Origin of the sequence: Staphylococcus coagulans (assembly GCF_022557135.1) — a bacterium.
In the GTDB taxonomy this organism is placed as follows: Bacteria; Bacillota; Bacilli; order Staphylococcales; family Staphylococcaceae; genus Staphylococcus; species Staphylococcus coagulans.
This window is the reverse complement of record NZ_CP092966.1, coordinates 609,626-627,523: the sequence shown is the minus strand read 5'-3', so window position 1 is coordinate 627,523 and position 17,898 is coordinate 609,626. Positions and strand designations below refer to the sequence as shown.

14 protein-coding genes are annotated in these 17,898 nt (G+C 35.0%); 6 read left to right on the top strand and 8 right to left on the bottom strand.

Annotated features, from left to right (window positions below; translation table 11 throughout):
• Positions 1 to 689: 689 nt before the first annotated feature.
• On the bottom strand, positions 690 to 2,294 hold the full coding sequence (locus tag KM149_RS02680; RefSeq protein WP_214971182.1) for an L-lactate permease: 1,605 nt from the start codon (positions 2,292 to 2,294) through the stop codon (positions 690 to 692).
• A gap of 463 nt (positions 2,295 to 2,757) precedes the next feature.
• Positions 2,758 to 3,450 carry a hypothetical protein gene (locus KM149_RS02675; RefSeq protein ID WP_182281049.1) on the bottom strand — a complete coding sequence of 231 codons (693 nt, stop codon included), beginning with the start codon at positions 3,448 to 3,450 and terminating at the stop codon, positions 2,758 to 2,760.
• 286 nt (positions 3,451 to 3,736) lie between these two features.
• Between KM149_RS02675 and KM149_RS02670 the strand changes: the two genes are divergently transcribed.
• From KM149_RS02670 to KM149_RS02660, 3 genes are all read left to right on the top strand, one after another.
• On the top strand, positions 3,737 to 4,738 hold the full coding sequence (locus KM149_RS02670) for an acrylyl-CoA reductase family protein (protein ID WP_050330060.1): 1,002 nt from the start codon (positions 3,737 to 3,739) through the stop codon (positions 4,736 to 4,738).
• Positions 4,739 to 5,058: 320 nt separating this feature from the next.
• The gene (gene glcP / locus KM149_RS02665) at positions 5,059 to 6,411 is read left to right on the top strand and encodes a glucose transporter GlcP (protein WP_016426217.1); all 1,353 of its coding nucleotides are present in this window, start codon (positions 5,059 to 5,061) and stop codon (positions 6,409 to 6,411) included.
• Positions 6,412 to 6,638: 227 nt separating this feature from the next.
• Complete coding sequence (locus tag KM149_RS02660) at positions 6,639 to 7,055, top strand: GNAT family N-acetyltransferase (RefSeq protein WP_060829459.1); 417 nt, start codon at positions 6,639 to 6,641, stop codon at positions 7,053 to 7,055.
• A gap of 162 nt (positions 7,056 to 7,217) precedes the next feature.
• Here the strand turns inward: KM149_RS02660 and KM149_RS02655 are convergent, their stop codons facing one another.
• The 4 genes from KM149_RS02655 to KM149_RS02640 all read right to left on the bottom strand — a co-directional run bounded on the left by KM149_RS02655 (position 7,218) and on the right by KM149_RS02640 (position 11,761).
• Positions 7,218 to 7,688: a DUF2871 domain-containing protein gene (locus KM149_RS02655; protein ID WP_214971190.1), complete on the bottom strand. Its 471-nt coding sequence runs from the start codon at positions 7,686 to 7,688 to the stop codon at positions 7,218 to 7,220.
• 161 nt (positions 7,689 to 7,849) lie between these two features.
• Positions 7,850 to 8,461: a YcnI family protein gene (locus KM149_RS02650; protein ID WP_050330053.1), complete on the bottom strand. Its 612-nt coding sequence runs from the start codon at positions 8,459 to 8,461 to the stop codon at positions 7,850 to 7,852.
• A gap of 18 nt (positions 8,462 to 8,479) precedes the next feature.
• On the bottom strand, positions 8,480 to 9,727 hold the full coding sequence (locus tag KM149_RS02645) for a copper resistance CopC/CopD family protein (RefSeq protein WP_214971193.1): 1,248 nt from the start codon (positions 9,725 to 9,727) through the stop codon (positions 8,480 to 8,482).
• Positions 9,728 to 10,105: 378 nt separating this feature from the next.
• Positions 10,106 to 11,761: a Na/Pi cotransporter family protein gene (locus KM149_RS02640; protein ID WP_214971326.1), complete on the bottom strand. Its 1,656-nt coding sequence runs from the start codon at positions 11,759 to 11,761 to the stop codon at positions 10,106 to 10,108.
• Between the two features lie 482 nt (positions 11,762 to 12,243).
• Between KM149_RS02640 and KM149_RS02635 the strand changes: the two genes are divergently transcribed.
• The 3 genes from KM149_RS02635 to KM149_RS02625 all read left to right on the top strand — a co-directional run bounded on the left by KM149_RS02635 (position 12,244) and on the right by KM149_RS02625 (position 16,197).
• Positions 12,244 to 12,681 (top strand): MarR family winged helix-turn-helix transcriptional regulator, encoded by a 438-nt coding sequence (locus KM149_RS02635; protein WP_214971196.1) that lies wholly within the window; start codon positions 12,244 to 12,246, stop codon positions 12,679 to 12,681.
• A 23-nt stretch (positions 12,682 to 12,704) separates the two neighbouring features.
• On the top strand, positions 12,705 to 13,643 hold the full coding sequence (locus KM149_RS02630; protein ID WP_050330046.1) for a magnesium transporter CorA family protein: 939 nt from the start codon (positions 12,705 to 12,707) through the stop codon (positions 13,641 to 13,643).
• A gap of 460 nt (positions 13,644 to 14,103) precedes the next feature.
• Positions 14,104 to 16,197 carry a helix-turn-helix transcriptional regulator gene (locus tag KM149_RS02625; RefSeq protein WP_214971199.1) on the top strand — a complete coding sequence of 698 codons (2,094 nt, stop codon included), beginning with the start codon at positions 14,104 to 14,106 and terminating at the stop codon, positions 16,195 to 16,197.
• A gap of 82 nt (positions 16,198 to 16,279) precedes the next feature.
• Here KM149_RS02625 and KM149_RS02620 read toward each other — a convergent pair whose 3' ends face one another.
• Together KM149_RS02620 and KM149_RS02615 are read right to left on the bottom strand one after the other, a co-directional pair.
• Positions 16,280 to 17,473 carry a CynX/NimT family MFS transporter gene (locus KM149_RS02620; RefSeq protein WP_214971201.1) on the bottom strand — a complete coding sequence of 398 codons (1,194 nt, stop codon included), beginning with the start codon at positions 17,471 to 17,473 and terminating at the stop codon, positions 16,280 to 16,282.
• A 158-nt stretch (positions 17,474 to 17,631) separates the two neighbouring features.
• Positions 17,632 to 17,838 carry a YozE family protein gene (locus KM149_RS02615; protein WP_165545220.1) on the bottom strand — a complete coding sequence of 69 codons (207 nt, stop codon included), beginning with the start codon at positions 17,836 to 17,838 and terminating at the stop codon, positions 17,632 to 17,634.
• Between the last annotated feature and the right edge of the window lie 60 nt (positions 17,839 to 17,898).

Below are 17,898 nucleotides of genomic sequence, written 5' to 3'. Positions count from 1 at the left end.
AATAAGGGTTATCTTATTAAATTAAAGATAATGAAAATTAAATTTCTATTCTTAACCTACTATTAAAACAAATATTGAACAACCTTTTTATTTTTGTAAATACTTACAATGTCATTACATATTGTATTGACAATTTTGTCTAGTTATATTTAAATTGCTCTACTCTTATTTGACACTTTGTACTTATTAGACATAAAAAATCCTATGTTATCTTTATATTAATCATGATGAAATATCTAAATTAATTTTAAATGTATACTAAAATATAATGTATTATTGTTTTCTACAATATACTTGTATTAGTGACATTGAACACCAAAATTAAAAACATCCCATGTTGTGATTTTCCTCACTTCATGAGATGCTTGCTCTATTATTTTATTTATCTGTTTTTTACCTATATACAAATACTATTGTTAAATTAATATTTTGTTATAGTAAATGAACGTTTTCCATTGCCACACCGATATGTGCATGTGCATAAAAAGCCCTATTATCTCCATTAATATTTGTTTAAAAAATTTTTAATAAACCCACCCAAGTAATCAATATTTGTATATTAGGTCTAATAATAACGACTTGTAGGCATGGCTCACATTATTCATTTACATTTTAACTTTTCATTCTCCCCTTTTCTAAGTATAAAAAAAACGCTGAGATTTTCATCTCAGCGCTGAATTGATTAAAACTTAACTTAATAAAAGAGATAGGATAAATGTCCAGATACACCAGAATATTAATAATCCTACACTATATTTTAAAGTCATTTTTAATAGTTCAGATTCTTTACCTACTTGTTTAACTGCTGCTGTTGCAATGGCGATTGATTGTGGTGAAATCAATTTACCAATCGCACCCCCTGCCGTATTCGCACCAACGAGTAATGCCCCGCTTGTGCCAACTTGTGGTGCTACAGAAGCTTGGATAGGTGCAAACAATGCGTTGTTGTTTGTTACTGATCCTGTCATAAATACGCCAATCCAACCTAAAATTGGTGACAAGAATGGGAAGACTTTACCTGTTTTTGAAATACCTTCACCCATTGCATTTGTTAAACCACCGTATGTTGTAATTTTAGCAATGGCAAGAATGAAACAAATCGTTAAAATAGGTAACCATAATTCTTTAAACGCTTCGCCAAGTAATGCACCTGCACGTTTGAAATTGACTTTTTTCGAAAGCAAGATTGTAATGATACCCGCTAACAATAATGCTGTTCCAGTTTGGTTGATAATGTTGAAAGTCAACATTATTGGATGACCTGAAACGTCATTGTTAGTACCTGGAATGCCAAATTGTAAGTTGAAGAATGACAATGCGCCACCTTCAGCAAATAAACCTTTGAATGATTTAGAACTCCAAACAAGTACTAATGCTGTTAAGATAATAAATGGACTCCAAGCAAAAATGATTTCTTTTGCTGAGTGATGTGGCACTTCTAATTTTTGTTCATCTTTATTCAAACGGAAAATATTTTTCGGTTGGAATTTCTTAGAAAATAAAGCTAAAGCTGCCATTGATGCAAGTGGTGGAATAATATCCACTAACTCTGGTCCAAAAAATTGGTTAAATATGATTTGTAACACAACGAACGGAACAACAGTAACAATAATCGCTGGTAATGTTTCTTTGATACCTTTCATACCATCTAAAATAAAGATCAACATAAAAGGAACAATGATACTTAAAATAGGTAAGCTTAGATTTAATGCTTGTGATACTTGTAAAGCAGAAATGTGACCATGTAATGCTAGTGTATCAATAACAGAAACCGGTAAACCGATGGCACCATAAGCACCAGCTGCACCGTTTGCAACTAAACAAAGCATCGCCGCTTGTAATGGCTTAAATCCTAATTGAATTAACAATACCGCACAGATAGCGATAGGTACACCGAATCCTGCAACACCTTCTAAAAATGCGTTAAATGCAAAACCGATGAGTAATAATTGGATACGTTGGTCTTCAGAAACCGTAGTAATACTGTCTTGAACAACTGAAAATTGTCCACTTTCAACAATAACTTTATAAAGCCAAACTGCCATAATAACAATGAAGCCAATCGGTAAGATACCTTGGTAAAAACCTTCTACGATACCACCAGAAGCAACACCCACTGGCAATTTGAATATGAATAATGCGATCACAAGTGTCACAACAAGTGTTGTCACAGCTGCGTAGATTCCTTTCATTTTAAAGACTGTTAAACATAACAGGAATAAAATGATCGGGATACTTGCAATTAATGCAGAAATTGCAAGATTGTGAAATGGATCATAACTCTCTACTAACATCTCTTTTCATCTACCTTCAATATTTATTTTTATATGCAATCGTCATGCCAAAACATGTGATTGTTTTCACATAAAATATAACATTCTAAAGGCCGCAATTCAATATGTATATGAAAATTCTTAAAAATCAAAAACAGATGTTTTGAACTGCATGCTAAAAATTTAAAATGAAATTTGTAATATAAATGACGATTTATTTAAGATTATATAAGTTGTGTTATACAATTGCAATGGTATATTTTCGATACCAGCTTTGCACTTCAAGTGTATTTGACATCGTGAACGAGTTTAAATCGCACGATTAACTTATAAATTCGAACTGTATTTTCCAATCGACAAAAAATCCTTACATTTAATTTTTATGCGATGCACCAAGAGGTATAATCGCTAAATGTAAGGATTTCATTAAATTTGCTATTAAACTTTTAAATATTAGTATCACATTGTTTGCAAAATAGCCCTATTATTGACGGTATGCTGGGTCAATAATTTTTGCAGCACCTGTATGATCCACTGTTACAATGACATATGTGCCAGGCTGTGATTGGTTAATAAAACTAAATAAGTAACTGTATTGCCCAGCAGCACCTTGTAATGCATAGTCATTATATGGATTCTGTTGACCATTCAATTGACTGACTTCTTGACGTGCTGAATCTAATGCGACTTGGAAGTTCGGTAAGTTTTGAAGTGCTTGTTGACGATTGACTTTTTCTCTCGCAATATTTTGAGCGACTGGTACAACATTTTCACCTTGGTAAGGAGCTACATATTGCGATTTTGTTTGAGATGTTTGTTCATTTTGGCTGTTATCTTGTTGTTGTTGATTTGAAGCTTGTCCATTGGCTTGTGTACCTGAGCTTTGATCATTTTGCTGTCCTTGTTGCTGCTTGCCTTCTGTGTTTTGGTTGTTCATTTCTGATTGCTGATCATTATTTTGATTATTGGCATCTGATTTTGACGTTTTAGCTTGATCAGATGAAGTGGATTCATCTTTTGATTTGGATGATGCTTGTTCTTTGTGATCATTTTTGTCCTGTTTAGTAGACTGCTCTTGCTTAGCATGGTCATCTTTCTTCGGTTCTTTATCCTCATCATTTGAACATGCGGCTAAAACAATTGATAATGCAAACAAACTAGCAAGTACCTTTTTCATGATGTTTCCCTCCAAATTCTATTCTATAGTATAAAATCGTCTATCACTTTTTTATACACTATTATTTTAAACGACAAACACTTTTTTTGTTAAATTTTTTCTAAATTATTTCTACAATTGTTTCTTGATATCTATTTTTATAGTACTGAATATTCCTTTATTTTTTGTTCGTATTTTTAATAAAACATAATAAAGTTATCATTATTTTAAAAAGAGCAACTTTATTGTTATTTGATTGACTTTTTGGTAAAGTGTGTACGGATAAAAACTGAGGAGGATTAGAACCATGGCTCAAGCTTTCAGAGCATTTCTTGTTGATCAACACGAGGATCAATTCGTAGGAGATTTTAAAGAAATAACACTAGACCATTTACCTGACGGTGATGTGACAATTCGTGTGCATTATTCAAGTATCAATTTTAAAGATATGTTAGCCACACGTGCTCACAACAAAATCATACGAAAATACCCAATGATACCGGGTATTGATTTAGCTGGTGTAGTGATGGAATCTGAACACCCATCATTTAAAGAAGGAGATAAAGTTATTGCAACTGGCTATGACTTAGGTGTTTCTCATTACGGTGGATTTAGTGAAGTTGCACGTGTGAGTGGCGATTGGCTTGTTCATCTCCCTGATGATTTAACGCTTGAAGAAGCGATGATTATCGGGACTGCCGGTTTTACAGCTGCACTGTCAATACAGTTGTTAGAAGATAACAAAATCACTTCAACTAACGGTCCAGTACTTGTTCGTGGTGCAACTGGTGGTGTAGGCTCAATGGCTGTAATGATGTTGAACGAAATTGGTTACAAGGTCGTTGCAAGTTCTGGCCACAAAGATTACCACGAAAAACTTTTAGAATTAGGTGCGAGAGAAGTTATTTCTAGAGTGGAAGACGTGACTGAAAAAGCACTGACACACACGCAATGGCAAGCAGCGATTGACCCTGTAGGTGGCGAAACTGTATCTGAAGTTTTAAAACGTATCCATCCACATGGTGCTGTTGCTTTAAGCGGAAACGTTAGCGGTAATACTTTCTCAAGTACTGTATTTCCATTTATTTTACGTGGTATCCGTCTCATCGGTGTTGATTCTGTTTCATTCCCTATGAAACGTAGACAACACTTATGGCGTCGTCTATCAAAAGATTTAAAACCACGTTATTTGCATGATGTAAAAAATGTGATTCCTTTTGAACAACTCCAAGACGGTTTAGATTGTGTACAAAATCATGATTTTATCGGGCGCATTGTTGTAGATCTACGTCCTGATGCAAACAACTAAAATGTTGTAATGAAAATAAAAAGCAAACTACATTAGCAATTGCTTGATGCTACATTAATGGGTTGGATCCAAGAAATCGATTTGATTTCTGTTCCAACCCATTAATGTTTTAATCCATACCCCAACGAACTCAAAACTTCCCTTTTTATCATCATTCCCTACTTAAAATGACCCATAAAAATTTTGTTGCCTTCTCCTAAATTTTCAATTGTTGATAATTAATATAAATTATTTTATTCTCATAAATTCAATATTTACAATTTACTAATATCTTATGAAAGCGTATACTTGTATTGCATAAAAGTACGGGAGGTTACAAAATGAAAATTAATAAAAAGCTTATTTTCTTCATCGGCGCACTCGGTGGACTCTTATATGGTTATGATATGGGTGTTATTTCTGGAGCACTCCTTTATTTAAAGAATGATATTCATTTAAATCCTTTCACTGAAGGATTAGTAGTTTCATCTATGCTTGTTGGCGCAATATTTGGTTCGGGTTTTAGTGGCCCACTCTCAGAAAAGCTTGGACGTCGTCGTCTGGTTTTTATTATTTCTATCGTCTTTATTATTGGTGCACTCATCCTAGCTTCAGCACCATCGATGGAAGTGCTCGTAATTGGACGTTTAGTAATTGGATTTGCCGTTGGGGGTTCTACAGCGATTGTGCCTGTTTATCTTTCTGAACTCGCGCCAACAGAAGCTCGGGGTTCTTTAAGTTCTTTAAACCAACTTATGATTACTATTGGTATTTTATCTTCTTATCTTGTCAATTATGCTTTTGCACCTATTGAAGGTTGGCGTTGGATGCTTGGTCTTGCTGTCGTTCCTTCATTAATATTAATGATTGGTGTCATCTTCATGCCAGAAAGTCCGCGTTGGTTATTAGAAAAACGTGGCGAAAAAGCAGCAAGAGATGTAATGAAATTAACATATCCCGCTTCTGAAATTGACGGTGAAATTGAAAACATGAAAAAAATCAATGCTATCTCAGACAGTACATGGACTGTTTTAAAATCTCCATGGCTGTTATCTACTATTATTATTGGTAGTGTATTTGCATTGTTACAACAATTGATTGGTATTAATGCGATTATTTACTATGCACCTAAAATTTTTGCGAAAGCAGGATTGGGTGACTCTACCGCAATTTTAAGTACAGTTGGTATTGGTGTTGTCAACGTATTAGTTACGATTGTTGCGATATTCATTATTGATAAAGTCGATCGTAAAAAACTGCTCGTTATCGGTAACATTGGTATGGTGGCTTCATTATTAATTATGAGTATCCTTATTTGGATTATGGGTGTGAACAGTGCAGCATGGATTATGATGATTTGTTTGACTACATTCATTATTTTCTTCGGTATTTCTTGGGGACCTATTTTATGGGTTATGCTTCCAGAATTATTCCCAATGCGTGCACGTGGTGCAGCAACAGGTATTGCGGCGCTTGTTCTTTCAATTGGTAGCTTACTCGTAGCACAGCTATTCCCACTTCTAACGGAAGTACTTGAAATTCAAGAAGTATTTTTAATTTTTGCGGTTATCGGTGTGATTGCACTCTTCTTTGTTGTTAAATTTTTACCAGAAACACGCGGACGTAGCTTAGAACAAATAGAGGCAGATTTACGTCAACGCACAAACGCAACTGTTGCGGATGTAAAAAAATAATGGATAAAGAGACAGTGTAGATTCCCTATTTGTTCATTAGAAAAATCACAACATTCGATGACTGGTCTCTTCTTCGCTTTTCTAGCTCGAATAGCCCTACTCATCTTTGCCGGGGCAGGACAACGAAATCAAATAGATTTCTGTCCTGCTCCCTTTTGTTACAAAAAGGGAATGTGCTGTATGATTAGAAATATATGTATTTTAATGTGCACGAAAGGAGGGGCATTATGACAATTGATGTTCAATTTACAATTCCTAAAGTGGATGATTATTGTAATTTGAGAAAAGTTTGCGGTTTAAGTGAAAAGTCTAGAAGTGCCGCACAACGGGGCTTAAAAGGGGCTTGTTTTACCGTAACGCTTTATGATGCTGACCGACTTATCGGTTTAGGTCGTGTTATCGGTGATGGTGGCACAACTTTCCAAATTATTGATATTGCTGTCCATCCAGACTATCAGGGACAAGGATATGGTAAAACTGTCATGACACATATTATGAATTATATTGATTCCGTTCGTTTACCTGGGACTTATGTCAGTCTTATCGCTGATTATCCGGCTGATGAACTTTACAAACAGTTTGGATTCAAATCAACCGAACCTCATTCTGGCGGTATGTTTTTACACTTTCCCATTACATCATAAAACAGGACACCCTATCAAAAAAGCGGTGGCACTACATCTAATGAAAGATGTCGCCACCGCTCTATCACGATACTTGAATATAAGAAAACTTGAATTAAATTGTAGCGCTATAAAATTCGCGCTAACTCATGACCTCGCAGTCGTTCATCCTCAGTTGATGACTTATTTCTCATTTTGCTCTTGATTTGCGCGTTTTCGATGTTTTCGTGTTAACGGTTCTCCCTCTCTAGGCTCTGTAATAATGGCCTGTCTCAATAAAAAGAATAGCAAAATGAAGCCGACTGTAATCGTCACGTGACCAATACCTGCAAAACCAGCAAACGAATCTGGTATCGGTTGGCGTGCAATTTGTTTAAAACCTTTTAAAAATTGCATTGTTACTGTCACAATGACGCCGATATTATAAATAATGAAATACCAATTAAATAAATAATAGCTGCTAAGTTTAAAAAGCTTTTCAATAGGTATCAACATTAAAAACATAAACATCCCTAACGTTAACAAATGCGTATGCATGACACTCATTTGTGTTGAACCTGTGAATCCATAATGCACAGTGAGTTCTCTATATGTAAAACCACTGAACAATCCTAACATTGTATAGGTCATAAATGCGTATAATATACGTTTCATCCTTTTCACACTCCATCTTATTTCACACCGTAACGCCATTAAACACGGCTGAATTTTTCATTTCTAGCTTATTCAAATTTTCATATGAGGGCCATAACCAACCGCACTTCACTCAGCTTCACACTTTCGATTATCGTAACCTCGAAAGACGATGTCAATACTTATTCGTTGTCAGATTTCGTAAAGTTTTTGCGTTTAAAGAGCGCTACAATTGAAATAATGAGTGCTAAGATAGAAATAATCCATACAAATGGTGATGTATGTGATGATTTCGTGTCATCATGGTGATCAGCTTTAACAGGTTCACTTTTTTTCACTTCTGTTGTAGGTGCAGGCGTTTCACTTTTTTCATCATCACTTGTCCATTTCACTGTTTTACCATCTTTATATGTTTGAATGGCTTTCCATTTGAATTGACCTTCTTTTTCTGGATTAGCGACTACAATTGGAAAGTCCATATGTTCGTGTTTGCCAATTCCTTTATCTGTTGCTTTCCATGTGATTTTAGTAATTTTTCCAGACTTGTCTTCTTTAAATTCATGTTTAAATCCAGGGACAGGCTCTACTGTAGATAAAGTTACACCTTCAGGAACTTCTATTTCAAGTTTTACTGTATTTTTATCACGTTCAACTGGAACTCTGACTTGATATTCTTCGTATGAACCGGGTTCACTCACTTTTGGATTAAGCGTTACGTGAGCATCTGCTACAGATGTCATACTTAATAACACAAGAAATGACACAGCACTCAATAAAAACTTTGTAATTTTCATATATATTGATCCTTTCAATTATAATGGAATTTCGATTTGACTCATGATGACGCCCGCTAAAATCAAACAAATACCTAAGGCGAATTCAAGATATAACAGTGATCGATTCACACGACGTCGCTTTTGCATCGCTTTATATGTTTGTAAACCACCTAAAATCATCATAATGATGGTGAATACCACTTTCATAAACCATAAACTACTATATAACGTAGGTTGGGTAACAATCGCTTTTAATGATGTGGCATCAATAGACATTAAAATGCCTGTCAGTATAACGATAATTACTGCAGTCACATTTGCTTTTAACAACACATCTTTTATTATTAAAATGTAAGAATGCTTGTGTTTAGCCGACGTGTAGGCGATTAAATATGCAAAACTGCCTAGCCAGATGGCAATTCCCATTAAGTGTAACGTCCGTAAAATGATAGAATAAAATGGCACCGCTTGCGCCCATGCATGACCTGAAATTGCAAGACTTAACATCAAAAAGAGCGGCATAACTTTATACCATATAGACTCCATTCGCCGTAATGAAAATAGGATTAACACAATAATTAAACTGACCATTGATAAAACAAATGGAAATTGCATCCAAACGCGGAAATCAAGCGTCAATATTGAATGAATGGCATCTTTCGGTAAAGTCATTAAATAAACGATACTCGTTGTAAAAGCAACCATAATCAATAATAAAATCGCACTGCGATGACGTGGAATAATATCATACGTAGGTACATCTTGACGTTTCATGAGAACATTAATCATATATAAGCCCGTAAAAATAAGTAACACAGCTTGTAAAACAAATCGCACTAAGCCTAACCAGAAAAAAGCATCCGTGTAAAAAGGTTTCGCTGTTTCTATAGTATTAGCTGTTTTTTCCCCGACAGAAAAATTATACTGTCCTCTTATCTCATGACCATCTAATGAGACTGTCTCCCAGTGAACGGCATATGTGCCATGTTCAACTTTTGACGTATCAAAAGTCACTTTTTTTGAATCCTCTTGCTCTTTAGGTTTCAATACACCTACTTCTTTGCCCTTGTCATTATAAATTTTGACTTTAGTATATTGCGTATGAACAGGCTCGTTGAACTCAAGTTGAATCGCTTCTGGTTTCGATTGTACGACTTCATTCTCTACGGGTTGTTGTTTTTCTAAAGTCGCATGTGCAGAGACTTGATTGAATGGTATACTCACACAAATCATCATGATAAAAGCAATGAGTGTGGCTGCCCATAATTTATTAAACGTACGCAATTTAACACCCCCTCAAGTGATTATAAAATGTAGAATTTAAGACATGGTTTCACATCACTTCCCTCATTTGTGAAGTGCATTAACAAGTTGTATCGCTTGGATGACGACAACTTTTAGCCAATACCCAATACTTTCTTGCCTCCATAGCTCATCCTATAAGATTTTATCAAACTTATATATGAATACAATGTATTTAGACTTGAACCGTATTTTTGTCACTGATTTGTCAAAATAATGACGTCATCTGTATTTGATAATCGTTTTAATGCAATTTATATTTAATCAATCCACTAGAAATGTAAAAAGCCGAAAAGCAACGAGATAACATCGTTCCTTTCCGACTTTTATAATCAATCTTTTCAGTGTGAGATGATTGACTTAAACTGTCGCGATTTCTTCTTCGGTCGGTACATCATTGTTCAAGCCCACCATCGCTTCAGTGATATTTCTAGAGTTATAGCCAATTCGTTCAAGAATCGCAATAATATCAACATATAGCAAGCCACCATCAGTCGAACATTCACCTCTGTTCAATCTTTTAATATGACCTTTTCTTAATTTATGTTCAATGTTAAATGCTTCTCTACTACGCTCGACCACTTCATCTTTTTTAGTCGTATCATAGACGTTTAAAGTATCAATTGCTTTGTGGAAGGACTCATCAACAAAATTAAATAATTTTTCAATCCCTCGTTCAGCATCTTCAGTTAAAATAATATTTTTACTTTTTTGTCTTTCGATTTGCGCAATGTATGATTCTGTCAGTTCAGAAACTTTCACAATCGAGCGATTGACATCAAACATCACTGCAAGACGTTCAACATCACTTTTATTAATATTTTTTGTAGAAATGCGCACCAAGTAATTTCGAATACTGTCGCTAATGGTAATCACTGCTTGATGTTTCTGTTGTACTGTTTTAATCATTTTCTTATCCATCGTCGCAGGATGACGAACATCGTCTAACATAGATTGAACAATATGCCCAATGTTTTGTAGTTCTTTTTGAGTCTCTTGTAACGCGACACCAGGCGCATGGTAAACTAAATCTTTATTAAGATGTTGAGGTTTATAATCTTCTGTAATGTCTTTACCTGGTACAATCTTAGTCACAAGCCAAGCGAGCGCACCCACAAATGGAAGTTGAATAACTGTATTCGTTACATTAAATGCACCGTGTGCAAACGCAATGGCCATTGCTGGTTTAAGGTGCCATGCTTCTTGTAACATCCCTATCAAATGCGTTACAACCGGTAAAAATAGCGCGAAGATAATCACACCAATGACATTAAAAATAACATGCACAAATGCCGCCCGCTTAGCTGCTAATGAACCCGCTAAACTTGCTAACACTGCAGTAATCGTTGTTCCAATATTGTCTCCTAGTAAAACTGGAATTGCACCTTTCAAGTCAACTAAACCTTGACTGTAAAATTCTTGCAGTATCCCAATTGTTGCACTCGAACTTTGGACTAACGCAGTTAAACCTACGCCGGCTAAAATACCGTACACCGGATGCGATGACATATCTAAAATGATTTGTCTAAACCCTTCTAATTGGGCAAGTGGCTTAACCGCATCTCCCATGAACTCTAAGCCAAAAAAGAGTGAGCCAAATCCAAATAATATTCGTCCAACATTATTAATATTGGAACGCTTAAAGAAGAAAATAAGAAATGCCCCCAACGCCAAGATTGGCATTGCATATTCTCCTAAATCAATCCCAATAATAAAAGCAGTCACAGTGGTTCCAATATTGGCGCCCATAATGACACCAATCGCTTGTTTTAAAGTCATGAACCCCGCAGTCACAAGCCCTATTGTTATGACAGTTGTCCCAGAACTACTTTGTATTAAGATCGTAACAATCATACCGGCTAATACACCCAGTACTGGATTGGCGGTAAATTTATTTAATATATTTCGCAATCGATCTCCTGCTGCTGCTTGTAAACCGTCCCCCATTACTTTTAAACCATAAAGGAAAATACCTAGGCCACCTAAAAAAGAAAAGATGACTTCAGTTACCGACATTTCCATTCTTTCACCTCAGTATTAAATTTCTGTTCATATACACATCATTGTCGTATGATTCATCTTGATTATCTCTTATAATTGTAAATTTAATGTTAAGGTTTTATTAATTCTGCCTTAACATTTCTATTTCTGCGACTTTTTTCAAGACATAACCCACTTTTTTCTTTATTTATGTTACATTATCTTCTTAACATTGACTACATATTCTTTACTATTTTAGTTGTCTCTCTATCGTTGCTTTCCACCTCCGCACGCAAACAACAGTCTTCAAATCTTACTATATCCTTTATGAGATTTCAATCCGAACATGAATACGACTATTACAGTTTTTTCATCTCATTCATTTCCCTTCAAAATTTATAGTTAAGCCAATCATTTTATTATTTAAAAATTATCTCCTAACTCATTCGCTATGACGATGACAGATGGCGAAATCTTTACTATAATATAGAAGAGTTTTTAGAAAAGGAAGTCCGAAAATGACACAAAATAATGATTACGCTTTACTTCTGTTTTATTATGCTTATCAAACATTTACAAAAACGGCTGATGATATCATTGCTGAATATGGTATGAGCCGACAGCATCATCGATTTCTATTTTTTATTAATAAACTTCCAGGTATTACAACGAAAAAATTATTAGAAAATCTTGAAATTTCTAAACAAGGCTCACATGCCACTTTAAAATTATTGAAAGAAAAGGGTCTCATCTTTGAGCGCCCTAATTTGACTGATCGCCGTTTAAAATGTTTGTTTCCAACTGAAGAAGGGAAAGCGCTCATAGAAGAACTCAACCAAGCACAAAATGACCTATTTAATCGAATCAAAGCCGAGCAAGGTGATGATTGGTATGCGATTATGGAAGGTTTTGCGTCTTATAGACAAGGCTACAAAGATATACAGCATTTGAAATAAGAGAACGAAGAAGGTGATTCGCTATGATTAAAGCGTACTACAATGATGCAAATTTGCATGTCCTAGAAACAGAAGAATGGCAACAAGCGCAATGGCTAAATGTTGTCAAACCGACACAAGATGAATTACAACAACTCATTAAAACATATGGTTTTCCACAAGATTTTTTGGAAGATGCATTAGATAGTGAAGAAAGTTCACGTATTGAATATGATGATGATAGTGGCTACTCTTTAATAATCAGCGACTTACCTATTACTGAAACTGGAAAGCATAAATTAAAAAGTTTCATGACATTACCGTTAGGGATTATCATCGGTAAAAACATTATTGTTACGGTTTGTGCGAAACCTTTTCATTATTTTGACCACATCGTCAAAAAACCTATTAACTTAAAATACAAAAGCCAATTTGCTTTAAAATTAATGTACGATATGACTGCGCAATACAATAGAGGCTTGCGCTTATTAAATAAAGAGCTCCGCCAAGTTGAATATAACTTGCAACAACGGGTAACAAATCAGCGTCTTTATTTATTAAGTGACATTGAAAAAAGTTTAGTTTACTTTTTAGGATCACTTAAAACCAATTCTTCTACGATTCGAACTCTATTTCGTTTACCTGCCATTAAACGCTTTGACGATGATGAAGAATTGTTAGAAGACTTACAAAATGAGCACCAACAAGCGGTTGAAACGACTGAATTATATTTACGTATTGTTGAAAGTATGTCTAATTCATATGCGTCCTTGTTGTCAAACCAACTAAATACTACTATGAAAACATTGACTATTTTTACCGTTTTGCTCACTTTACCTACGCTAGTATTTAGTTTTTTCGGTATGAATGTACCTTTACCTATTAATACCGAAAGTGCACTTTCATGGATTATTATTATTGTGATTTCAATTATTCTCGTCGTAGTCATGTTTACATTTTTATGGCGCAACGACAAGCTCTGACATAATTCCATAACCATTTATCCTTATAGGACTTACCTATCCTCTGTATCAAAGATGGGCTTGAGAAAATGCTTTTGCTACATCTTCTCAAGCCCATCTTTGATTATCACTTTATTCTTTAACTCATTTTTCTCTGCACCATCATACTTCAACTAATTTTTTAGCCCCATATAAACAAAGTAAGACTTTTTTACCACACCTTGTTTAAGATTCATATACCACTACTTACATGACTTTCTGCAAATATATGCAAAATTTTTAACTTACTTAAGCATTTAATTTAACTTTATTCCATTTCTTTAACACTTATGACACATTGATTATGCCGTTATTTTCTAATATGCGTCATTCCTTATACAATGTGCACAATATTATTGTAGAAAAGGAATCGATATTTTTATAATGATGTATATTTATCAACTAGTTTCTCAGAACTTGAGAAACTTGAAAGAGGTCAACTATGCAAGGCATTAATATTGAACTAATGAAACAATATACGTCTTCTGCTTATCGTGTTTTTAATCATGTAGAATTATTTGTTTCGTTTGAAGGCGTTCTGACACTCGAGCTCAACGGTAAAGTGACTCACTTTCATCATCAAATTGCCATCGTAAATCACAACGACTTAGTCAAAGTGACCCAAGCACAAGCCATCGTCAAATTGACAGTGCCTCTACAATATTTTTCTGAATTTAATGCTGATTATTTCCTAGGTTATTTTAATCTTAATAAACTCTCTTCTCATAATAAAATTAAAGAAATCATAAAGCATCTCATCGTTGAAGAAAATAGTGACATGTACTATGAAAATATTCATACTTTAATTAAGTTACTCTACAATGAAACATTCATTGAATTGGGTCGAATTTATATCCCGCATATACACGTGAATAGTATTTTATTTAATAATATGATTGATTATGTTCATCAACACGCCAAATATCGTCTATCGTTACAAGAGTTAAGTGAACATTTCTTTGTTTCTCAATCCTATGTGTCTATACTTTTTGGCAAATACTTAGATTATAATTTTAAAAAATACTATGCTTCAATGAAAATCGCACTGTCTATGTACAACTTAGCCACATCGCATGATTCGATTAATCAAATTGCAACACAATACAGTTTTACAAACTACAACCATTATTCTAAACAGTTTAAGCGTTTTGTAGGTATCAGTCCGATAGAATTTCGAAAACAAAGTCAGAAAAGAAGTTATCAAGTTACGGTTGTCCCTTTCGATATACAATATTTTGATACACATTTGAGAAAATCCAGCACGATTCCCTCACCACACAAGGTGGACATATTTTTAGATCAACTCACACCACCTCAATGGATTGAAAAGAAAGAAGTATTACTTGAAATCGTCAACTTAGACGACATCAGTCAAATATTTGGTAGTCAAAATCAATTAGAGGCTCATCATCATGCACATGCCATTCAACTGTCCTTTAATCCATCAGATTTTGAAACATTTCATTTTGAACATACACATCATATTGAATTACTCAGCCAATTGCTATGTGAATACGGTTATAAAATGGCATATCGAATCCATTCGCTACAAGCCTATGAAATATTTAAAAATCAATTCTATTATCCGTTAACGCGTATCATAGAACAGCAACCTAATGATTTTAATCAGTACAAATTCAAGCTCAATATCATATTGGACCATGAATCTCTATCTGTTCATGAAATTCAAACTATCATTGAAAAAGTGAAAGCTTTACATCCTGATAGTCAGTTCACACTTGATATTGCGCTACCTTTAACACCAAGTAAAAAAGCGCAATTAAAGTTATTACTTCAACAACGTATCGTTTTTGATTATTATATGTTGGATGCTTTACAACTCAACCAAACTTATATGTATCACCTTGATTTACATACGCAATTCGAGTCAAAATTTGCACAAGTGATACAAACATTGCGACAAGAATATCAACTTGCGCAGACACCAATGATCATCAAATCAGTTCCACAACTCTTCACCGCGAAACAACATGCCATGCCACGTGAAGAGCAACTTCTTAAACTTTGGCTGAATGTAGATGCGTTATGCTTACCACTGATTTCCAATGACAGCCTAAATAATGGCTTTTATAATCGTTTCGGTCATCGTAATGCCATTCAACATGTTTTTAATTTATTGCAACCTTTTAGCCATACGTTTAGTGTTCGAACATCTACCTATCTCGTCCATGAAACAGCGTATGCATATGAAATTTTGTTATTTCATGCAGATCAAGCGCTCAAAAATGTTTCTTTTGTTTTATATGGTACAAACCAATTGCATCGTCATTTTGTGGTTGAATATACTTACCACCCCACTTATAGCAACTTAGACCACATCATGCATGTGCAAACGCAAGATTATTACGTCCCAAGACATTTTGTCTCTTCTATTCATATGACGAATCATCTTTTATTTCATATTCAATTACATCACTTTGAACATACGTCATACCAAACGACATTACCACAAGGGGTCATGAAACTCATTAAAATTATTAAAAATAAAGCAACACGCCAGTCAGATATGTTGTGAAATTCTCATCGTATATAAAAAGGAACGTGCACATAAAATCTTCTTTCAATGGATAGATTTCTTAGTGGCGTTCCTTTTTTCTTCATAGATCTTCAATATATGCATTTTGTGTGGCATACATCCCGGCAGCGAAGACACCGACGACCATCACAAAAAATAATATAATCGCGATGGTCCAACCGTGAAAGTGATCATGCGCTACGCCTAAAATAAAAGGGCCTAAAGCTGCGACCCAATAGCCTATAGATTGCCCAAATCCTGACAACATCGTACTTCCAGCTGTTGTGCGCGAACGAATTGAAAAGAGTGTCATACATAAACTAAAACATGCGCCAATGCCCATCCCTGTCAATATCATCGCAATGAGCAATACCACCACTTGCTGACTCAATAATAAACTAAATCCTAAGCCCATCAGGCATGTAATAATGATAACGAGACTTCTCTGTGTCGACATTTTAGCAGCGATAATTGGAAACACAAAGGTCATCGGTAGTTGTGCAAATTGATTCAACATCAGAAAGTAGCCCGCCGTCTCCGGTGCAATCCCTTTACTCACTAAAATAGAAGGATACCATGCGACAATACTGTAAAACATCATCGATTGAAACGCCATCGTCAAAGCGACTGCCCAAGCCATTTTGGAGCGATAAATTGGCTTTTTTAATCCATGATTTGTTTGCGTAGAGACATGCGGATTTCGTTTGAGTTGCGGAAGCCAAACGATGACTGCCAGTATTGCAAAAATAATCCAAAAAGAGAGTGAGAGGCGATAAGACAAGGGCGAAAGAGAAGCAAGTGGAAAACTCAGCCCACCTCCCAATCCAGCGGTAAAATTCATTGTTGCACTATAAATTCCCGTAATGAGGCCGATTTGTAATGGAAAAGATGCTTTTGCGTATGCGGGTAAAGTCACATTCGCTAAAGCAATAGCAATTCCTAAAAAGAGCGTCCCAATGAAAAAAGCGTTCACGCCACCAGAAACTCTCACAACTAATGAGATGACTGTCAAAATTAGTGTCAGTAATAGGAGCCTTGACATTGAAATACGGGAAAGAATACGTGCCACAAATGGTGACACAATACCGAAGATGATAAGCGGGATGGTCGTTATCAGTCCTGCTATACCGTTATTAATATGTAAATCTTGCTTTATTAGGTCAATGACGGGTCCAACAGACGTGAGCGGCGCACGTAGCGTTGAGGCAATCAACACGATGCCGATAACACGTAGCCATTGATTTTGAATTTTATGATTCAGTAGTTGTTCTGACATATTATTCCTCCTTACATGAAATGCAATGTCATCTTCAAATTAAGACTGCCTTTTAATTGTAAAACAAAACACGGATAAAACCTAAACAGGCTTTTCCGTGTCATATTCGACTGTAGACACAGCTTTGACATGCTTTCATTATTAAATCATATATAAAGTTATTTTGCCCCATATAATTGAATTGCACGTTTCACTGTTTCAATCAATTCATTATCTACAGTATGAAGTTGATTAAAGTAAACTAAAATATCTTCTGGCTGAATTAGCTCTCTAGGGTAAGAGGGATCTTCTTCAAGATGTGCAGCCAACGTCCCAAGAGGTGTATCATCGCCTAAAAAATCTAACATAAAATCATAAAAACTCATAACAACACCTCTACTTTTTTGAGGTTAAAATGAATAGTACGCTTTTAGAACGTATAATCA

Excerpts from the sequence above, each read along its gene's own strand:
- KM149_RS02620 (WP_214971201.1), bottom strand. The coding sequence starts at position 17,473 with ATGTCAGAACAACTACTGAATCATAAAATTCAAAATCAATGGCTACGT.
- KM149_RS02670 (WP_050330060.1), top strand. The coding sequence starts at position 3,737 with ATGGCTCAAGCTTTCAGAGCATTTCTTGTTGATCAACACGAGGATCAA.
- KM149_RS02635 (WP_214971196.1), top strand. The coding sequence starts at position 12,244 with ATGACACAAAATAATGATTACGCTTTACTTCTGTTTTATTATGCTTAT.
- KM149_RS02675 (WP_182281049.1), bottom strand. The coding sequence starts at position 3,450 with ATGAAAAAGGTACTTGCTAGTTTGTTTGCATTATCAATTGTTTTAGCC.
- KM149_RS02680 (WP_214971182.1), bottom strand. The coding sequence starts at position 2,294 with ATGTTAGTAGAGAGTTATGATCCATTTCACAATCTTGCAATTTCTGCA.
- KM149_RS02615 (WP_165545220.1), bottom strand. The coding sequence starts at position 17,838 with ATGAGTTTTTATGATTTTATGTTAGATTTTTTAGGCGATGATACACCT.
- KM149_RS02640 (WP_214971326.1), bottom strand. The coding sequence starts at position 11,761 with ATGTCGGTAACTGAAGTCATCTTTTCTTTTTTAGGTGGCCTAGGTATT.
- KM149_RS02630 (WP_050330046.1), top strand. The coding sequence starts at position 12,705 with ATGATTAAAGCGTACTACAATGATGCAAATTTGCATGTCCTAGAAACA.
- KM149_RS02655 (WP_214971190.1), bottom strand. The coding sequence starts at position 7,688 with ATGAAACGTATATTATACGCATTTATGACCTATACAATGTTAGGATTG.
- KM149_RS02625 (WP_214971199.1), top strand. The coding sequence starts at position 14,104 with ATGCAAGGCATTAATATTGAACTAATGAAACAATATACGTCTTCTGCT.
- KM149_RS02650 (WP_050330053.1), bottom strand. The coding sequence starts at position 8,461 with ATGAAAATTACAAAGTTTTTATTGAGTGCTGTGTCATTTCTTGTGTTA.
- glcP (WP_016426217.1), top strand. The coding sequence starts at position 5,059 with ATGAAAATTAATAAAAAGCTTATTTTCTTCATCGGCGCACTCGGTGGA.
- KM149_RS02660 (WP_060829459.1), top strand. The coding sequence starts at position 6,639 with ATGACAATTGATGTTCAATTTACAATTCCTAAAGTGGATGATTATTGT.